This window comes from Neptuniibacter sp., assembly GCF_024231755.1.
Taxonomy (GTDB): domain Bacteria; phylum Pseudomonadota; class Gammaproteobacteria; order Pseudomonadales; family Balneatricaceae; genus Neptuniibacter.
Genome location: NZ_JAAEQH010000287.1, coordinates 13819 through 30063, shown reverse-complemented (window position 1 = coordinate 30063; position 16245 = coordinate 13819). Strand labels below are relative to the sequence as shown.

13 protein-coding genes are annotated in these 16245 nt (G+C 47.9%); all 13 read left to right on the top strand.

Translation table 11 applies throughout. The annotated features are described in order from the left end of the window. Positions 1-47: 47 nt before the first annotated feature. A complete protein-coding gene (locus tag GY843_RS16940) occupies positions 48-1763 on the top strand; it encodes a penicillin-binding protein 2 (protein WP_297311333.1) in 1716 nt (571 codons plus the stop codon). 3 nt (positions 1764-1766) lie between these two features. Then, on the top strand, positions 1767-3233 hold the full coding sequence (locus GY843_RS16935; protein ID WP_297311332.1) for a UDP-N-acetylmuramoyl-L-alanyl-D-glutamate--2,6-diaminopimelate ligase: 1467 nt from the start codon (positions 1767-1769) through the stop codon (positions 3231-3233). Then, positions 3230-4597: a UDP-N-acetylmuramoyl-tripeptide--D-alanyl-D-alanine ligase gene (murF, locus tag GY843_RS16930; RefSeq protein WP_297311331.1), complete on the top strand. Its 1368-nt coding sequence runs from the start codon at positions 3230-3232 to the stop codon at positions 4595-4597. Before GY843_RS16935 ends, murF begins: the two co-directional genes overlap by 4 nt. A 5-nt stretch (positions 4598-4602) precedes the next feature. Then, the gene (gene mraY, locus GY843_RS16925) at positions 4603-5685 is read left to right on the top strand and encodes a phospho-N-acetylmuramoyl-pentapeptide-transferase (protein ID WP_297311330.1); all 1083 of its coding nucleotides are present in this window, start codon (positions 4603-4605) and stop codon (positions 5683-5685) included. A gap of 28 nt (positions 5686-5713) precedes the next feature. Next, entirely contained in the window at positions 5714-7075 is a 1362-nt protein-coding gene (gene murD / locus GY843_RS16920; protein WP_297311328.1) for a UDP-N-acetylmuramoyl-L-alanine--D-glutamate ligase, read from the top strand. After that, on the top strand, positions 7072-8310 hold the full coding sequence (ftsW, locus tag GY843_RS16915) for a putative lipid II flippase FtsW (protein WP_297311327.1): 1239 nt from the start codon (positions 7072-7074) through the stop codon (positions 8308-8310). Before murD ends, ftsW begins: the two co-directional genes overlap by 4 nt. Continuing rightward, a complete protein-coding gene (murG, locus tag GY843_RS16910) occupies positions 8307-9398 on the top strand; it encodes an undecaprenyldiphospho-muramoylpentapeptide beta-N-acetylglucosaminyltransferase (RefSeq protein ID WP_297311326.1) in 1092 nt (363 codons plus the stop codon). Before ftsW ends, murG begins: the two co-directional genes overlap by 4 nt. Next, entirely contained in the window at positions 9398-10849 is a 1452-nt protein-coding gene (gene murC, locus GY843_RS16905) for a UDP-N-acetylmuramate--L-alanine ligase (RefSeq protein ID WP_297311325.1), read from the top strand. Before murG ends, murC begins: the two co-directional genes overlap by 1 nt. Then, positions 10846-11796 (top strand): D-alanine--D-alanine ligase, encoded by a 951-nt coding sequence (locus tag GY843_RS16900; RefSeq protein ID WP_297311324.1) that lies wholly within the window; start codon positions 10846-10848, stop codon positions 11794-11796. Before murC ends, GY843_RS16900 begins: the two co-directional genes overlap by 4 nt. A 5-nt stretch (positions 11797-11801) precedes the next feature. Beyond that, positions 11802-12635 carry a cell division protein FtsQ/DivIB gene (locus tag GY843_RS16895; RefSeq protein ID WP_297311323.1) on the top strand — a complete coding sequence of 278 codons (834 nt, stop codon included), beginning with the start codon at positions 11802-11804 and terminating at the stop codon, positions 12633-12635. 6 nt (positions 12636-12641) lie between these two features. Then, positions 12642-13886, top strand: coding sequence for a cell division protein FtsA (ftsA, locus tag GY843_RS16890; protein WP_297311321.1), 1245 nt, complete (start codon positions 12642-12644; stop codon positions 13884-13886). 104 nt (positions 13887-13990) lie between these two features. Then, positions 13991-15163, top strand: a complete 1173-nt coding sequence (ftsZ, locus tag GY843_RS16885) for a cell division protein FtsZ (RefSeq protein WP_297311319.1) — start codon at positions 13991-13993, stop codon at positions 15161-15163. Between the two features lie 80 nt (positions 15164-15243). Next, positions 15244-16158, top strand: a complete 915-nt coding sequence (gene lpxC, locus GY843_RS16880; RefSeq protein ID WP_297311318.1) for a UDP-3-O-acyl-N-acetylglucosamine deacetylase — start codon at positions 15244-15246, stop codon at positions 16156-16158. The last annotated feature ends 87 nt before the right edge of the window (positions 16159-16245 follow it).

Sequence of the window (16245 nt, the reverse complement as noted above, 5' to 3'; positions counted from 1 at the left end):
TCTGGCAATGAAAGTGCCTGATATTGAGCAGATCGAGATTGTAAAGAATGAGCGATGAATCGGTAACAGCAGAAGCAGGAAGAGGTTGGCGCCTTTGGTTGGTGCTGGTCCTGCTATTGCTTGTTGCTGTGGGTATTACTGCTCGTATGCTCTCCCTGTATGTGGAGGAACAGGCTTTCCTACAAACCCAGGGGGATGCTCGTACGCTGCGGACTGTTCAGGTGCCCGCGCATCGAGGAATTATTACAGATAGGAATGGTGAGCCGCTGGCGGTGAGTGCCCCAGTAGCGACGATCTGGGCTGATCCTGCGAAAACAGATCTGCAACATGCGTCTTTAGGTAAATTAGCTGCACTGCTAAAGACCAACAAGAAAAAACTGTTGGCAAAGTTAAATCAGGATCGTAGTCGTCGTTTTTTGTATCTACAGCGGCAGGCGACACCAGAACTGGCTGAACAGATTAGGGCTTTACGTATAAAAGGTATTCATGTCGATCGGGAATATAAGCGTTATTACCCGGCGGCAGAAGTAACAACCCATCTGGTTGGTTTTACCAATTTGGATGGTAAGGGTCAGGAAGGGTTGGAGCTGGCCTACGAGGATTGGCTGAAAGCGGATGCTGGTAAACAGTTGGTAATGAAGGATCGTTTAGGGCGAACCATTAAACATATCAACGAGGTAAAGCCAGCTCAGCATGGTAATGATATTGAACTAAGTATCGATCTTCGCCTTCAGTATCTTGCGTACCGAGAGCTAAAAGCGGCAGTGCAAGCGCATAACGCTGATGGTGGTTCATTGGTCATGCTGGATGTGGCTACAGGTGAAGTGTTAGCGATGGTTAATCAGCCATCCTATAACCCGAATGATCCACGTCAAAGAGTATCAAATGCCCTGCGTAATCGGGCTCTGACAGATACATTTGAACCCGGTTCTACGGTTAAACCGATGACAGTAGCTGCTGCATTGATGAGTGGCCAGTACTCACCTGAGTCGATGGTTGATACGTCACCGGGTTATATGAAAGTTAAGCGGAAAACGATTCGTGATCACCGCAATTATGGCGAGATTGATGTTTCAACCATTATTACCAAATCCAGTAATGTGGGAGTGACAAAACTATCGCTCAGCCTACCGGAAGGATCGGTTCGTAACCTGTACCACAACCTTGGGTTGGGCCAGGCAACGGGTATAGGTTTTCCGGGAGAGAGTACTGGTTATCTACCGTATCTGAACGAAAGGCAACTAATTGAAAGAGCCACGCTTTCTTATGGCTATGGTCTGTCTGTTACGCCGCTACAACTAGCGCAGTCGTATCTGGCACTGGCGAATGATGGTGTTGTTAGCCCGGTAAGTCTGATTCGTCAGAATGAGGCAGAGAAACCGGTACGGGTGATGCCAGCGCATGTTGCCCGCGAAGTACGCGAGATGATGGAGACGGTGATTAGTGTTAAAGGCACGGGGCGAAGAGCTGCTGTTCCGGGTTACCGGGTTGCCGGGAAAACCGGCACCGTACACAAAGTGGGGCGTGGCGGTTATATCGATGATCAGTATCTGTCGTTTTTTGCTGGTATGGCGCCAGCCAGTGATCCACGTTTGGTAACTGTAGTGATGGTTGATAACCCGAAAGGGCAGGAATATTACGGTGGTGAAGTGGCAGCTCCAGTGTTTTCTCGAGCTGTAGGTGGTGCGTTGCGGTTAATGAATATTCCACCAGATGATTGGCCTGAATTGAAGAAAGCAGATAAACAGATAGCGCAGAGGTAAACGATGCAAGCGCAAACCTGGACATTAGCAGAACTGATACCGGAGTGGGTTGAAAAATCTACTGCCGGTATTGTCGTTTCTGCACTGTCACAGGATAGTCGCGAAGTATCACAAGGTACGCTGTTTATTGCTCGCTCTGGTTTGCAATATAAAGTTTCGGATTTTGTCGAAGGTGCCGTAGCGAAAGGTGCTGTAGCGGTTCTGATTGATCCGCTGGATGCAGTTGAATGCCCTGAACTATCAGTGCCTGTAATTGCTATACCTGATCTGACTGAGAAACTGGGATTGATCGCCTCACGTTTCTATGCCGATCCAAGCAGTTCTCTGCGAGTGATTGGTATTACTGGCACTAATGGAAAAACCTCCTGTGCTCATTTTGTTGCTCAGGCGATGAACGCTCTGGATGTGAAAACTGCGATTATCGGTACCGTCGGTAACGGCTTTCCGGGCCAGTTGAGCTCAGCTACACATACCACCCCAGATGCGATTGGTCTGCAACGCCTGTTTGCTCAACTCAAGGAGCAGGGTGCAGAAGCGGTGGTGATGGAAGTATCCAGCCATGCATTAGAGCAAGGGCGGGTCGCTTCGGTAGATTTTGACTATGCGCTGTTCACTAATCTGAGCCGTGATCATCTGGACTATCACGGCACAATGGACGCTTATGGTGAGGCTAAGTCCATTCTGTTCCGTGAATATGATCTCAAGGCTGCGATTATCAATTCTGATGATGAGTATGGACGCAAGCTTCTTGCTGATAACTCTGTGAACGGCAAAAAAGTAGCGGTTGGGCGAATGCAGGGCGACTATGTGGCAGCTGCTTATCGTTTGGCGTTGCATGGTATTGAAGCGGAGCTAAAAACACCGGATGGTAACTTTGCTTTCTGCAGCAAAATCATCGGCGAGTTTAACTTGGATAACCTTCTGTTGGTTGCAGCAGTACTGGCGGAACAAGGTTTTAGTAAACAACAGATTGTAGATGGTTTGGCTGGGCTGGATTCTGTTCCAGGACGGATGCAGGCCATTGTTGCGGCGGACAAACCATTGGTTATTGTTGATTACGCTCATACGCCGGATGCACTCGAGAAAGCGCTGATGGCTGTACGTGCGCACACAGCAGGAACTTTGTGGTGTGTGTTTGGTTGTGGTGGCGACAGAGATCAGGGTAAACGTGAATTGATGGGCAAGATTGCAGACCAGTTGGCAGATCACTTGGTAGTCACTAGTGATAACCCTCGGTCAGAAAGGCCTGAACAGATAATAGAGATGATTCAGAGTGGTATCCATCAGCATATTCCGGCCATTGAGGCGGATCGTGCTGAGGCGATTGGTTTAGCTATCAAACAAGCTTCGCCGGAAGATGTGGTTTTGATCGCTGGTAAAGGACATGAAGACTATCAGGAAATTGCGGGCACTCGTTATCCGTTCAGTGATCTGGTGATTAGTAAACAGATTCTGGGGGTGGCGGCATGATCGGTAAATGGCAGCTTTCAGATCTGCAAAACCAGTTCTCTGGTGAACTGACTAAGAATGTAGCGTTTACCGGAGTAAGTACAGACACCCGTACTATTAAAAAAGGTGATCTGTTTATTGCATTGGTTGGGCCTAATTTTGATGGTCACAACTTTGTTGAGCAGGCGGTAGAGAAAGGGGCGGTTGCGGCAGTAGTATCGCGCAGGCTGGATCTTCCTGTACCGCAGTGGATAACACCAGATACTCGTATTGCTTTAGCGCAGGCCGCATTAGCAAATCGCCAACGTTTTAAAGGCCCGGTTTATGCGGTTACCGGTAGTAGCGGTAAAACAACTGTGAAAGAGATGTTGCACAGTATTTTGTCGCAGAATGCTCAGGTATTAGCGACCAAAGGTAACCTGAATAATGACTTTGGTGTGCCACTGACATTGTTATCTCTTACTGATCAAGATGAGATTGCTGTTATTGAGCAGGGTGCCAGTGCCCGTGGTGAGATCGCATATACCACAGAGCTTTCTTTGCCTGATGTGGCAATCCTTAATAATGCAATGGGTGCGCATCTGGAAGGTTTTGGTTCTCTGCAAGGAGTCGTTGAAACCAAGGCTGAGATCTACTCCAAGCTTGGAGAAACGGACGGTACGGCCATTATCAATCTGGATGATGAGCATGCCGGTTTCTGGTTGAATTATGTGTCCGGGCAAAAAACACTGACGTTTTCACTCAGTGATTCTGAAGCAGATATCTATGCGACAGATCTTAATACCTCTGCAAACGGTTGTTATAGCTTTAGGTTGCATAGAGGGGATGAGTCCAGCTCGGTGCGACTTTCAGTAATGGGTATTCATAATGTGGCTAATGCTCTTGCAGCAACAGCTGCCGTAAGTGCGCAGGGCATGGCACTGTCTGAAATCGCTGCTGGATTGGAGCAGTTTACGGCGGTTGCTGGACGAATGCGCCCACTTAAGAGTGTTTCTGGCGCATTGGTCATCGATGATAGTTACAACGCTAATCCGGGATCTGTTAAGGCAGCAATTGACCTGTTGGTCAGTTTGCCGGGTGAGTCGATATTGGTGTTAGGAGATATGGCTGAGTTGGGAGATGAAGCTTCCGAACAGCATGAAGAGGTAGGTTGTCGGGCAGCGCAGAAGGGGACCAGTCGTTTTATGGCGACTGGTGCGCTGTCCCGGCACTCTGTTGACGCTTATGCAGCGGCAGCGGGAAAGCATGGAATGCATTTTGAAACTAAAGATGAATTAATCGCTGAGCTAAAAAAAGTGGCCTGTGAAGGAGTGAATATCCTGATCAAAGGTTCCAGAAGCGCAGCAATGGATCAGGTTGTGAAAAGCCTGATGGAAGGGGAATAAAGGCGATGCTACCACTGTTAGCGGAATTGTTATCAGATTACTACAGCGGCTTTGCCGTATTTCAGTATCTGACTTTGAGAGGGATTTTTGGGGTGTTGACGGCCCTATTAATCGCTCTGTTGGTAGGTCCCTATATGATCAACAAGTTGCGTAGCAACCAGATTGGTCAGGCAGTGCGTGATGATGGACCGCAGACTCATTTGAGCAAAGCGGGTACGCCGACCATGGGTGGTGCATTGATACTGGTTGCTATTGCCATCAGTACGCTGCTTTGGAGTGATCTGACTAACAAGTATGTCTGGGTCACTTTGGGTGTAACGTTGATCTTTGGTGCAGTTGGCTGGGTAGATGATTATCGCAAAGTGGTTGAGAAAAATCCGCGTGGCCTTCCAGCGCGCTGGAAATATCTGTGGCAGTCTGTTGGCGGTTTTGGTGCAGCAGTCTTGTTGTATTTCTTCGCACAGACGCCTGCTGAAACTTCCTTGCTGATTCCGTTTTTGAAAGATGTATCAATTGAGCTGGGCATCTTTTTTATCGTGTTTACTTACTTCGTGATTGTGGGTAGCTCCAATGCGGTAAACCTTACCGATGGTCTGGACGGCCTGGCAATCTTGCCAACAGTACTCGTGGCGGGTGCTTTGGGTGTATTTGCATATTTGTCTGGCCATAGCCAGTTTGCTGATTATCTGTTGATTCCGTACGTGGCAGGTTCTGGTGAACTGATTATTTTCTGCGGTGCGATTGTTGGGGCCGGTTTAGGGTTCCTTTGGTTTAACACCTATCCAGCGCAGGTATTTATGGGTGATGTAGGTGCATTATCACTAGGTGCAGCTTTGGGCGTTGTGGCAGTTATCGTACGTCAGGAACTTGTATTGGTAATTATGGGTGGTGTTTTTGTAGCAGAAACTATCTCGGTAATTCTGCAGGTAGCTTCATTCAAACTGACCGGACGACGTATCTTCCGCATGGCACCGTTGCATCACCACTTTGAGCTTAAAGGTTGGCCGGAGCCACGTGTCATTGTGCGCTTCTGGATTATCACTGTTGTATTGGTGCTGATTGGTCTGGCGTCACTGAAGATTCGTTAAAAGAAAGATATAGAATTAAGGCAAAGAAATGAGTTTGATCGCCAGTGACAATTTTAAAATTGTAATCGGTTTAGGCAAGACCGGGCTGGCGTGCGCGCGTTTTCTGGCAGGAAAAGGTGTGGCCTTTTCTGTGTGTGATAGCCGTGAAAACCCTCCCGGAGCTGATGAGTTAGCTGCAGAATTTCCAGATGTCGAATTGCGCTGCGGCGACTTTGATGCAAATTACCTTAAGTCTGCTAGCGAGCTGATCTTAAGCCCCGGTGTGGCCCAAAGTGAGCCTGCTATCCGTGAAGCTGTTGCGGCAGGGGTTAAATTAAGTGGTGATATTGATCTGTTCTGCCGTGAAGTCACTGCGCCAATTATCGCGATTACCGGTTCTAATGCGAAAAGTACTGTTACGGTTCTTGTTGGTGAGATGGCTGCGGAAGCGGGGCTGAACGTAGGTGTGTGTGGCAATATCGGTACTCCTGTACTGGATATGCTGCAAGAGGCAGAGAAAGATCTTTATGTAATGGAGCTTTCCAGCTTCCAGTTGGAGACTGCCAATGACCTCCGTGCAGAAGTTGCTACTGTTCTAAATATCAGCCCTGATCATCTTGATCGCTATGATTCCATGCAGGATTACTACAAAGCCAAGCACCGTATTTTCCGAGGCGCGAAGCATGTAGTAATCAATAGAGATGATGCACTGACTTCGCCTCTATTACCTACGGGAGTTGATACCCGTGCTTATCATCTGGGTAAGCCCGATCTCAAACTATTTGGCTTGATTGAAGAAGAGGGTGAAACCTATTTAGCTCTTGGTCTGGAAAAATTACTACCAGTTTCAGAGCTTAAGATCCGTGGTAGCCACAATATGGCTAATGCTTTGGCTGCTTTGGCTTTGGGTCAAGCGGCAGGGTTGCCGATAGATGCGATGCTCAATGCACTGCGTGATTTTGGTGGTTTGGATCATCGTTGTCAGTGGGTAGCGGATAAAAAAGGCGTCAGTTATTTCAACGATTCTAAGGGAACCAATGTTGGGGCAACAGTTGCTGCCCTGAACGGCCTTGGTGAAACGCTTCAGGCTTCGCAGAAGATTATTCTGGTTGCAGGTGGTGTAGGCAAAGGTGCCGAATTTTCTGAACTGGCAGCGCCAATGGCTCAATACTGTCGTGCGCTTGTGTATATAGGTGAAGATGGTCAGCAGCTGGCGGATGCTTGTGGTGAGATAGAAAAACAACCTGCTGAGGATATGTTTAAGGCGGTTCAAACATCAGCAGGATTGGCTCAAGAAGGTGATATTGTTCTGCTTTCTCCAGCTTGTGCCAGCTTTGATATGTTTAGTGGTTTTCCTGAACGGGGTGAGAAGTTTGTAGCTGCTGTTGCAGAGTTGGGGAACTCGGAATGAATGCTCAGGCGTTGAATCCGTTCAAACTGTTCTCGTTCAGGAGAGAGTTACAGCCTAAGACGGCTAATGTCGTGTTGCCGTTTGATCCCTGGGTGTTAAGTTGTGCTGCAGCGTTGATCCTGATCGGATTTGTGATGATTAGTTCAGCATCACTGGATGTGGCGTTAAAGAATAATGGAACACCTTATTTCTATGTGATCCGCCAAGCAATCTTTATTTCGATCTCTATAGTAGGGGCGATTATTGTTTGGCGTATACCGCTTTCATTCTGGGAGCGAACCGGGCATTGGTGGATGATCGCAGCAGGCGTATTGCTGATTCTGGTGTTGATCCCTGGTGTTGGGAAAATAGTTAATGGTAGTCGCCGCTGGTTACCGCTTGGGCCACTTAACCTGCAGGCTTCTGAGGTAGCGAAGTTTTGTATGGTGATGTACATGGCGGGGTATCTGGTACGTCGTCTGGATGAGGTGCGTAGCAGTTGGAAAGGGATAGCAAAACCGACGCTTCCTTTGGGTATCTTCTGCATTCTGCTCTACTTTGAGCCGGATTTCGGAGCGCTAGTTGTGCTGATGGGCACCGTGATGGGGATGATCTTTCTGGGGGGGATGCGCTTTTCCCAATTCCTCATGGTGATCTCTAGTGTTATTGCATTGCTGGTGGCGGTTGTTGGATTGCAGCCCTATCGTATGGCGCGCTTGCAGAGCTTTTTGGACCCTTGGTCAGATCCTTTCGGTACAGGCTATCAGCTTTCGCAGGCTCAGATAGCGTTTGGTCGTGGTGAGTGGTTTGGAACGGGCTTAGGTAACAGTGTACAGAAACTGTTTTATCTACCGGAGGCGCACACGGATTTTGTGTTCTCTGTACTGGCTGAAGAATTGGGCTTTATCGGCGCAGCAGCACTGATCATTCTGTTTGCTGTTCTGATTGTGAATATTTTCAGAATTGGACGTCGGGCCGAGAAAACCAAAGCATTTTTTAAAGCCTATGTTTGCTACGGCTTTGGGATTATTTTTGCGGGGCAGGCACTAATCAACATTGGTGTGAATGTGGGTGCTCTGCCAACTAAAGGCCTGACTTTGCCGTTGGTTAGTTATGGTGGCAGTAGTTTGTTGGTCAGCTGCGCGATGTTGGCGGTTATTTTACGAGTGGATTACGAATTGAAGGCAGATAAAGGTTCCAGTGGCGCAAAGCAGCCTGCTAAAAGCAAAGTTAAAGCCCAGGGGGAGCAGGTATGAGCGATAAAACGCAATCTGTTGCTCTGATTATGGCAGGTGGAACTGGTGGTCATGTATTCCCAGCGTTGGCAACTGCTGAAAAGTTACAGGAACAAGGTGTTCATGTGGAGTGGCTGGGTTCTCGACATGGTATGGAGGCTGATCTTGTCTCTGGATCTGGAATTAAGTTCCACTCAATCGATGTAAAAGGCCTGCGTGGTAAAGGTAAATTAAGCCTGTTATTAGCGCCTTTTAAATTGTTGCTTGCCCTTTGGCAGGCCTTATCCGTACTGCGTAGAGTGGAACCTGATGTGGTTCTGGGAATGGGAGGCTTTGCTTCTGGCCCAGGAGGTTTGGCTGCTTGGCTGTGTCGAAAACCTCTTATTATTCACGAGCAGAATGCAGTAGCGGGTATGACTAATAAACTGCTATCGCGTTTTGCAAAGAAAACGTTGGAAGCGTTTAAAGGTGCTTTCAAGTCAGGAGTCGAAACAACGTCGGTAGGAAACCCGGTTCGTGGCAGCATCTTAAGTATGGGTAATCCTGATGACCGGATGCTAAGTCGTGAGGGGAAAATTCGCTTGTTGGTTGTTGGTGGTAGCCTTGGGGCTAAGGCAATCAATGACCTGCTTCCAGAAGTACTGGCTGAACTATCTGAAGAGCAGCGGCCGGAAGTTTGGCACCAAACCGGTAAGCGAAATATTGAAGAAACGCTGCAGAGATATGAGCAGTTCGGAGTAAACGATTGTAAGGTCGTTCCGTTTATTGATGGTATGGATGAGGCTTACGCGTGGGCTGATGTGGTGTTATGTCGTGCTGGAGCTCTGACTGTGAGCGAGCTGTCGATTGCCGGTGTAGCTTCGGTTTTGGTGCCCTTCCCATTCGCAGTTGATGATCATCAGACAAAAAATGCAGGTTATCTGGCAGATGAAGGTGCAGCAGTGTTAGTGCAGCAGTCCGACTTGAGTAAAGAGCGTCTGCGGAAACTGTTAACAGAACAATTAAGTCAGCGCGAAGTGCTGATAGAGATGGCAAATAAGGCTAAAGCACTGGGTAGACCCGCAGCGCGCGATGAAGTGGCCAAGGTTTGTCTTGAGGCAATTGGATAATGACACAAGATAATAAAGCGTTTACCCGTTTTGAAATCCCAGAAATGCGCCGTATCAGCCGTATCCACTTTATTGGGATTGGTGGTGTAGGCATGTGCGGCATTGCCGAAGTGTTGCTGAATCAGGGTTATAAAATCTCTGGCTCAGATATTAAAGCATCTGCTACTACCAATCGTCTGCAAGGCTTGGGCATGGATATCTTTATCGGTCATGCTCAAGAGAATATTGTTGATGTAGACGTGGTAGTGGTATCCACCGCAGTGAACGAAGAAAATCCAGAAGTCATTGCCGCTCGTGAACAGCGTATCCCTATTGTTCGTCGCGCAGAGATGCTGGCAGAGCTGATGCGTTATCGTCATGGTATTGCAGTGGCAGGTACTCACGGTAAAACCACTACTACCAGTTTGTTGGCTTCGATCTTTGCTGAAGGTGAACTTGATCCGACTTTTGTTATCGGTGGTCGTCTAAACAGCGCTGGAACCAATGCCAAGATGGGAACAAGTCGTTATCTGGTTGCTGAAGCTGATGAGAGTGACGCGTCATTCCTGCATCTACAGCCGATGGTAGCGATTGTGACCAACATCGATGCAGATCATATGGAAACATATGAGAATGATTTCTCCCGCTTAAAGAAAACCTTTGTTGAGTTCCTGCACAACCTTCCATTTTATGGTCTGGCAGTTATGTGTACCGATGACCCGGTGGTATGTGAAATCCTGCCGGAAGTAAGTCGCCCAGTTATTACCTACGGTGTTAATGAAGACGCTGACTACCGTGCAGAGAATATCCGCCAGGAAGGAATGTGCACCAGATTCACTGCGAAACGCCCTGAAGGTTTTGCTGATCTTGAAATCTCGTTGAATATGCCAGGGCATCATAATGTCTTGAATGCATTGTCCTGCATCGCTGTTGCAACCGATGAAGGTATTGCTGATGCCGCAATCTGTAAGGCATTAGAAGAGTTTGAGGGTGTAGGCCGTCGTTTCCAGATCCTGGGTGATGTGCCTGTATCTGGTGGAGATGTGATGCTGGTTGATGATTATGGCCATCACCCGCGTGAAGTTAATGCCGTTGTTAAAGCAGTACGTGAAGGCTGGCCGGAGAAACGTCTGGTTATGATTTATCAGCCTCACCGCTTCAGCCGTACCCGCGATCTGTATGAAGACTTTGTGGAAGTGCTATCTGAAGTGGATGTACTTCTTCTATTGGAGGTTTATGCCGCAGGTGAGGAACCAGTGGCTGGTGCTGATAGCCGTAGTTTGTGCCGCAGTATTCGCCAGCGTGGACGTATTGATCCTGTCTTTGTCAGCGATAAGGATGGGGTTGCCGATGTATTGAAAGATATCCTGCAACCGGGCGACCTGTTATTGACGCAGGGTGCGGGCGATATCACTGCGCTTGCGCATCAGTTGAACCAGCTTTCTCTGGTAGCAGAGGAGGGTGAGGCGTGACTTATCAGGTAGATGAGCAGCTAAAATCTGCCCTAGGCCGTGTTGCTGTTGTTTATGGCGGTAACTCATCTGAGCGTCCTGTATCCCTGAAGAGTGGTGCGGCTGTTTTAGCAGGATTGCAGCGCGCAGGTGTTGATGCATTTGGTATCGATCTGTGTGGAGACGATAACACTCAAAGCCCGCTTCAGCAGTTGGAATCTGAGTCTTTCGACCGAGCGTTTCTGATTTTGCATGGTCCAGGTGGTGAAGATGGGACAATACAGGGTGTATTGGAGTTTTTAGGCCAGCCCTACACCGGTAGTGGAGTAGCTGCTTCTGCCATCGGCATGGATAAGCTGCGTACCAAACAACTATGGATTGGTGCGGGCCTGCCAACGCCAAAGTTTGCAGTGTTGAACAATGCTTCTGATCTTCAGAAAGTTGTTGAACAACTTGGCTCTCCAATCATTGTTAAGCCTGCTCATGAAGGTTCAAGCATCGGGATGAGCAAGGTTACAGACCAGAATGGATTAGCGGAAGCGCTGGCAGCAGCAAATGAGTTCGACCGCAGTGTTATTGCTGAAAGCTGGATGTCGGGTAGTGAATTTACAGTGGCGATACTGAATGGAAAGGCTCTGCCTCCAATTAGACTGATAACCAGCCATGAGTTTTATGATTTCAACGCTAAATATGTCTCCAACGATACCCAATATAAGTTTGAGACAGGCTTGAACACGATGGAAGTTGATGAACTAAAGCAGCTAGCAGTTGATGCATTTGATGCAGTGGGTTGCCGAGGTTGGGGGCGTGTTGATGTGATGCAGGATAGGGATGGTAATTTCCAGCTACTGGAGATCAATACTGCTCCGGGCATGACCGATCATAGTCTGGTACCAATGGCTGCAGCAGAGGACGGCATTCCTTTTGAGCAGTTGGTGGTCGAGATTCTTCAAGCTGGACTGGAGTAAAAAAGGTGAAACTGTTCCGCTTCCAAAAGCAGGTTGAAACGGCTGAGGAACCTCAAAAAGGTGCTAGTCGTGAATACCCTGAACACAAGGAAGCTGAACACACTGACAATACGATTGAACAGGATTGGTGGTGGCAACCATTCTGGACATTCTCAGCGCTGTTTATTTTTGCAGGTGTGCTTTGGAGTGTTGGGGTGCAGATGTGGCAGTGGCTGGATCGCCCGGTAGATAAAGTAGTGATTTTTGGCACTGCGCAGCATCTGGACAGAAAGCAGTTGGCGCTGGATATTACTGATGATCTTGAGCAATCGTTGCTGCAAGTGAACATAGAATCAGTCCAGGAATTGGTCAAAGAGCAACCTTGGGTTCGGGTGGCTGCTATAAAAAGGGATTGGCCATCGACCCTGATTGTGAATATTGAGGAAGAGGTACCTGTTGCTCGCTGGGGTGAGCGTGGGCTTCTGAATCATCAAGGTGATATTTTTTGGCCTGAGTTGAAGGAAGAGTATAGAGCGCTGCCTCGATTGAGTGGTCCTGCACCGGATACGGAAAGGGTAATGTCGCAGTTTCATGACCTGAACCAGATGTTCCGACCTGTGGGTTTGAGTGTAGTAAGTCTTGATCTGGAAGCACGAGGTGCATGGACTCTGGAATTGGATAATCAGATTCGAGTTGTTGTAGGGCGCGAGTCGGTTAATGAGCGCTTACAACGTTTTCTGGACCTGTATCAGCTGCGTTTAGCTGAGAAAGCTGCAGATATTGAAAAGATAGATATTCGCTATACCCATGGTGTAGCTGTGAAATGGCGACCTAGGCCTGATGAAGAAAATGCGGGATAAAGCAGAATGAACCATACGATGGACAGCAATATGATCGTTGCACTGGATATCGGTACCTCTAAGGTGCTGTGTTTGGTGGGCGAGGTAAATGTGGATGGCGCCATCGAAGTGATCGGTATTGGTTCACATCCATCGCGAGGCCTGAAAAAAGGTGTAGTGGTTAATATTGAATCCACAGTGAGTTCAATTCAGCGCGCTGTGGAAGAAGCTGAATTAATGGCAGGCTGTAAGATCCATTCGGTTACTGTAGGTATCGCGGGTAGCCATATTAACAGCCTTAACTCTCACGGCATTGTTGCCGTTAGAGATCGTGAAGTGACTGAATATGATCTGGAACGTGTGATTGATGCTGCTCGTGCAGTAGCGATTCCTGCTGATCAGAAGATTTTGCATATTCTGCCTCAAGAATACGAGATTGATAGCTCTGAAGGGATTAAAGAGCCTCTTGGCATGTCTGGGGTGCGTCTGGAAGCCAAAGTACATCTGGTAACCGGATCCGTAAATGCGGCGCAGAATATAGAGAAGTGTGTCCGTCGCTGTGGTCTTGAAGTTGATGCATTAGTGCTGGAGCAGCTGGCATCGAGTTATTCGGTGCTGACCGAGGATGAGAAAGAGCTGGGTGTTTGTATGGTGGATATAGGAGGTGGTACCTCTGATATCTCTATCTTCACTGGTGGCTCTATTCGCCATACGGCGGTTATTCCTATTGCTGGCGATCAGGTGACGAATGATATTGCTATGGCGCTTCGTACTCCAACGCAGCATGCAGAAGAGATCAAAGTTAAGTATGCCTGTGCATTGGCGCAGTTAGCTTCAGAAGGTGAGACGGTGAAAGTTCCAGGCGTAGGCGAAAGGCCAGCGCGTGATCTGTCTCGACAGGCTTTGGCAGAGGTTGTTGAACCGCGTTACGAAGAGCTGTTTTCGTTGATCCAGGCTGAGCTACGTAAGAGTGGATTCGAAGATTTGGTTGCTGCAGGTATTGTCCTGACTGGCGGTACCTCAAAAATGGAAGGTGCAGTTGAACTTGCAGAAGAGATTTTCCATATGCCGGTCAGGTTGGCGAAGCCTCATGGGGTTAAAGGGATGGAGGATTACCTGAACAGCCCTATTTATGCGACTGGAATGGGATTGCTTCAGTATGCGAAGCAGGATCATGTGGCGGGTTCGGTATCAGAGTCTGTAGAACCGGAACCAGCAAGCAGAGAAAGTGTTTTGAATAAAATGAAAGCTTGGTTTCAGGGAAATTTCTAAATCGGGTTTTCGTCGAAAAAGTTTATTGGTTTATGTTCGCTGCCTGATGATGTGGGCAGATTAACGTAGGGATAGTACTTGGCAGGGTACTAAAGGAGCTGACAATGTTTGAGCTGTTGGATAGCGTACCGCAGAATGCTGTGATTAAGGTTATTGGCGTTGGTGGTGGCGGTGGCAACGCTGTTAAGCACATGGAGAGTGGTGATCTGGAAGGGGTGGAATTTGTTTGTGCAAATACAGATGCACAGGCGCTGTCTTCTATGACTTCCCAGAAAGTGATTCAGTTAGGTAATACGCTGACAAAAGGGCTGGGTGCCGGAGCTAACCCAGATGTGGGTCGTCAGGCAGCGATCGAAGATCGTGAACGTATCTCCGAGATGTTAAGCGGTGCAGATCTGGTCTTCATCACTGCTGGCATGGGTGGTGGCACAGGTACAGGAGCAGCCCCTATCGTTGCCGAAGTTGCCAAAGAGATGGGGATTCTGACTGTAGCCGTTGTGACTAAACCTTTCCCTTTTGAAGGTCGTAAGCGCATGCTGATTGCTACAGAAGGGATTAAAGAGCTACGCGAGAACGTAGACTCACTGATCATCATTCCAAATGAAAAGCTGATGCAGGTTTTAGGTCGTAACTGCAGTCTTTTAAACGCTTTCCAATCTGCAAATGATGTTCTTAAAGGCGCGGTGCAAGGTATCTCTGACCTGATTACCCGTCCGGGTATGATCAACGTGGACTTTGCTGATGTACGTACCGTGATGTCGGAAATGGGCATGGCTATGATGGGTACCGGACATGCGCGTGGCGAAAATCGTGCCGCAGAAGCTGCAGAAGCTGCTATTAAAAGCCCACTTCTTGATAACCTGGATCTGTGTGGTGCCAGCGGTATTTTGGTGAATATCACTGCTGGTATGGATTTGAGCCTGGGTGAATTTACCGAAGTAGGTAACCAGATCGAAGAGTATGCTTCGGATAATGCGACTATTGTGATCGGTACAGTAATCGAGCCTGAAATGTCGGATGAGATTAAGGTTACCGTTGTAGCAACAGGTTTGGATAAGCCTCAGGAAGTTGCTCGTCCAGTCTCTGAAAATATGAAAAAGGTAGATGGTTCTCTGGATCTGGAACAGATCGATCTACCTACTATTTTGCGTCGCAAAAAAAATGAGGCGCTTGAGGGGCCTGCTGAAGCCCAGGATGAGATGCTGCAGCATACGGGAACAGAAGGCGATTCGGGTTATTTGGATATCCCGACTTTCCTGCGTAAACAGGCAGACTAAAGGTGTAGAGGCTTTCTAAATAGTCATTTTTTTGTTAATATCGCGCGCTAGTGTGGCCCACATTATATTTGGCAGACAGAATGATTAAGCAGAGAACGTTAAAAAATAGTATTAAAGCAACCGGAATCGGTTTACACACAGGCCAGAAAGTTTATCTGACCCTGCGCCCGGCTCCAGTAAATACAGGTATCGTCTTCCGTCGTGTAGACCTAGAACCTGTAGTTGAAATTCATGCGCATGCGCACAATGTTGCAGATACAACGTTGTCTACTAACCTGGCTAAAGATGGTGTGCGAATTGCCACTGTTGAGCATTTGCTGTCTGCGATGGCAGGTCTGGGCATTGATAATGCGTATGTAGATCTGAGCGCTGAAGAAGTGCCAATTATGGATGGTAGTGCGGCACCGTTTGTCTTCCTGATTCAGTCCGCTGGTCTGGAAGAGCAGGAAGCGGCTAAGCAGTTTATCCGAATTAAGAAAGAAGTTACTGTTGAACATGAAGGCAAGTCTGCAACCTTCAAGCCGTTTGATGGTTTTAAAGTAGGCTTCAAGATTGACTTTGATCACCCTGCTTTTGAAGGTCGTAACATGGAGTCCTGCTTGGATTTCTCTAGCACTTCCTTTGTAAAAGAAGTAAGCCGTGCGCGTACCTTCGGTTTCATGAGTGATTATGAGTACCTGCGTTCTCAGAATTTGGCGTTAGGTGGCAGTTTTGATAATGCCATTGTTGTTGACGACTACCGTATTCTTAACGAAGACGGTCTGCGTTACGACGATGAGTTTGTTAAGCATAAGGTTCTGGATGCGGTTGGTGATCTGTACCTGCTAGGCAAGAGCCTGATTGGCGAGTTCTTCGGAGATAAATCTGGTCACTATCTGAATAACTGCCTGCTACGTGAGCTTCTGGCTAATGAAGATGCTTGGGAAGTGGTTACTTTTGAAGATAACGAACAGGCAGCTCCAATCTCCTATCAGAAGCCGATTTTAGCTGGCTGATAGCCTCGATTGATAAGAAGCCGAACCTAAGTGTTCGGCTTTTTTTTGCACTTTTTTTATGGAATTAAATATTTACCCTTTTAGATT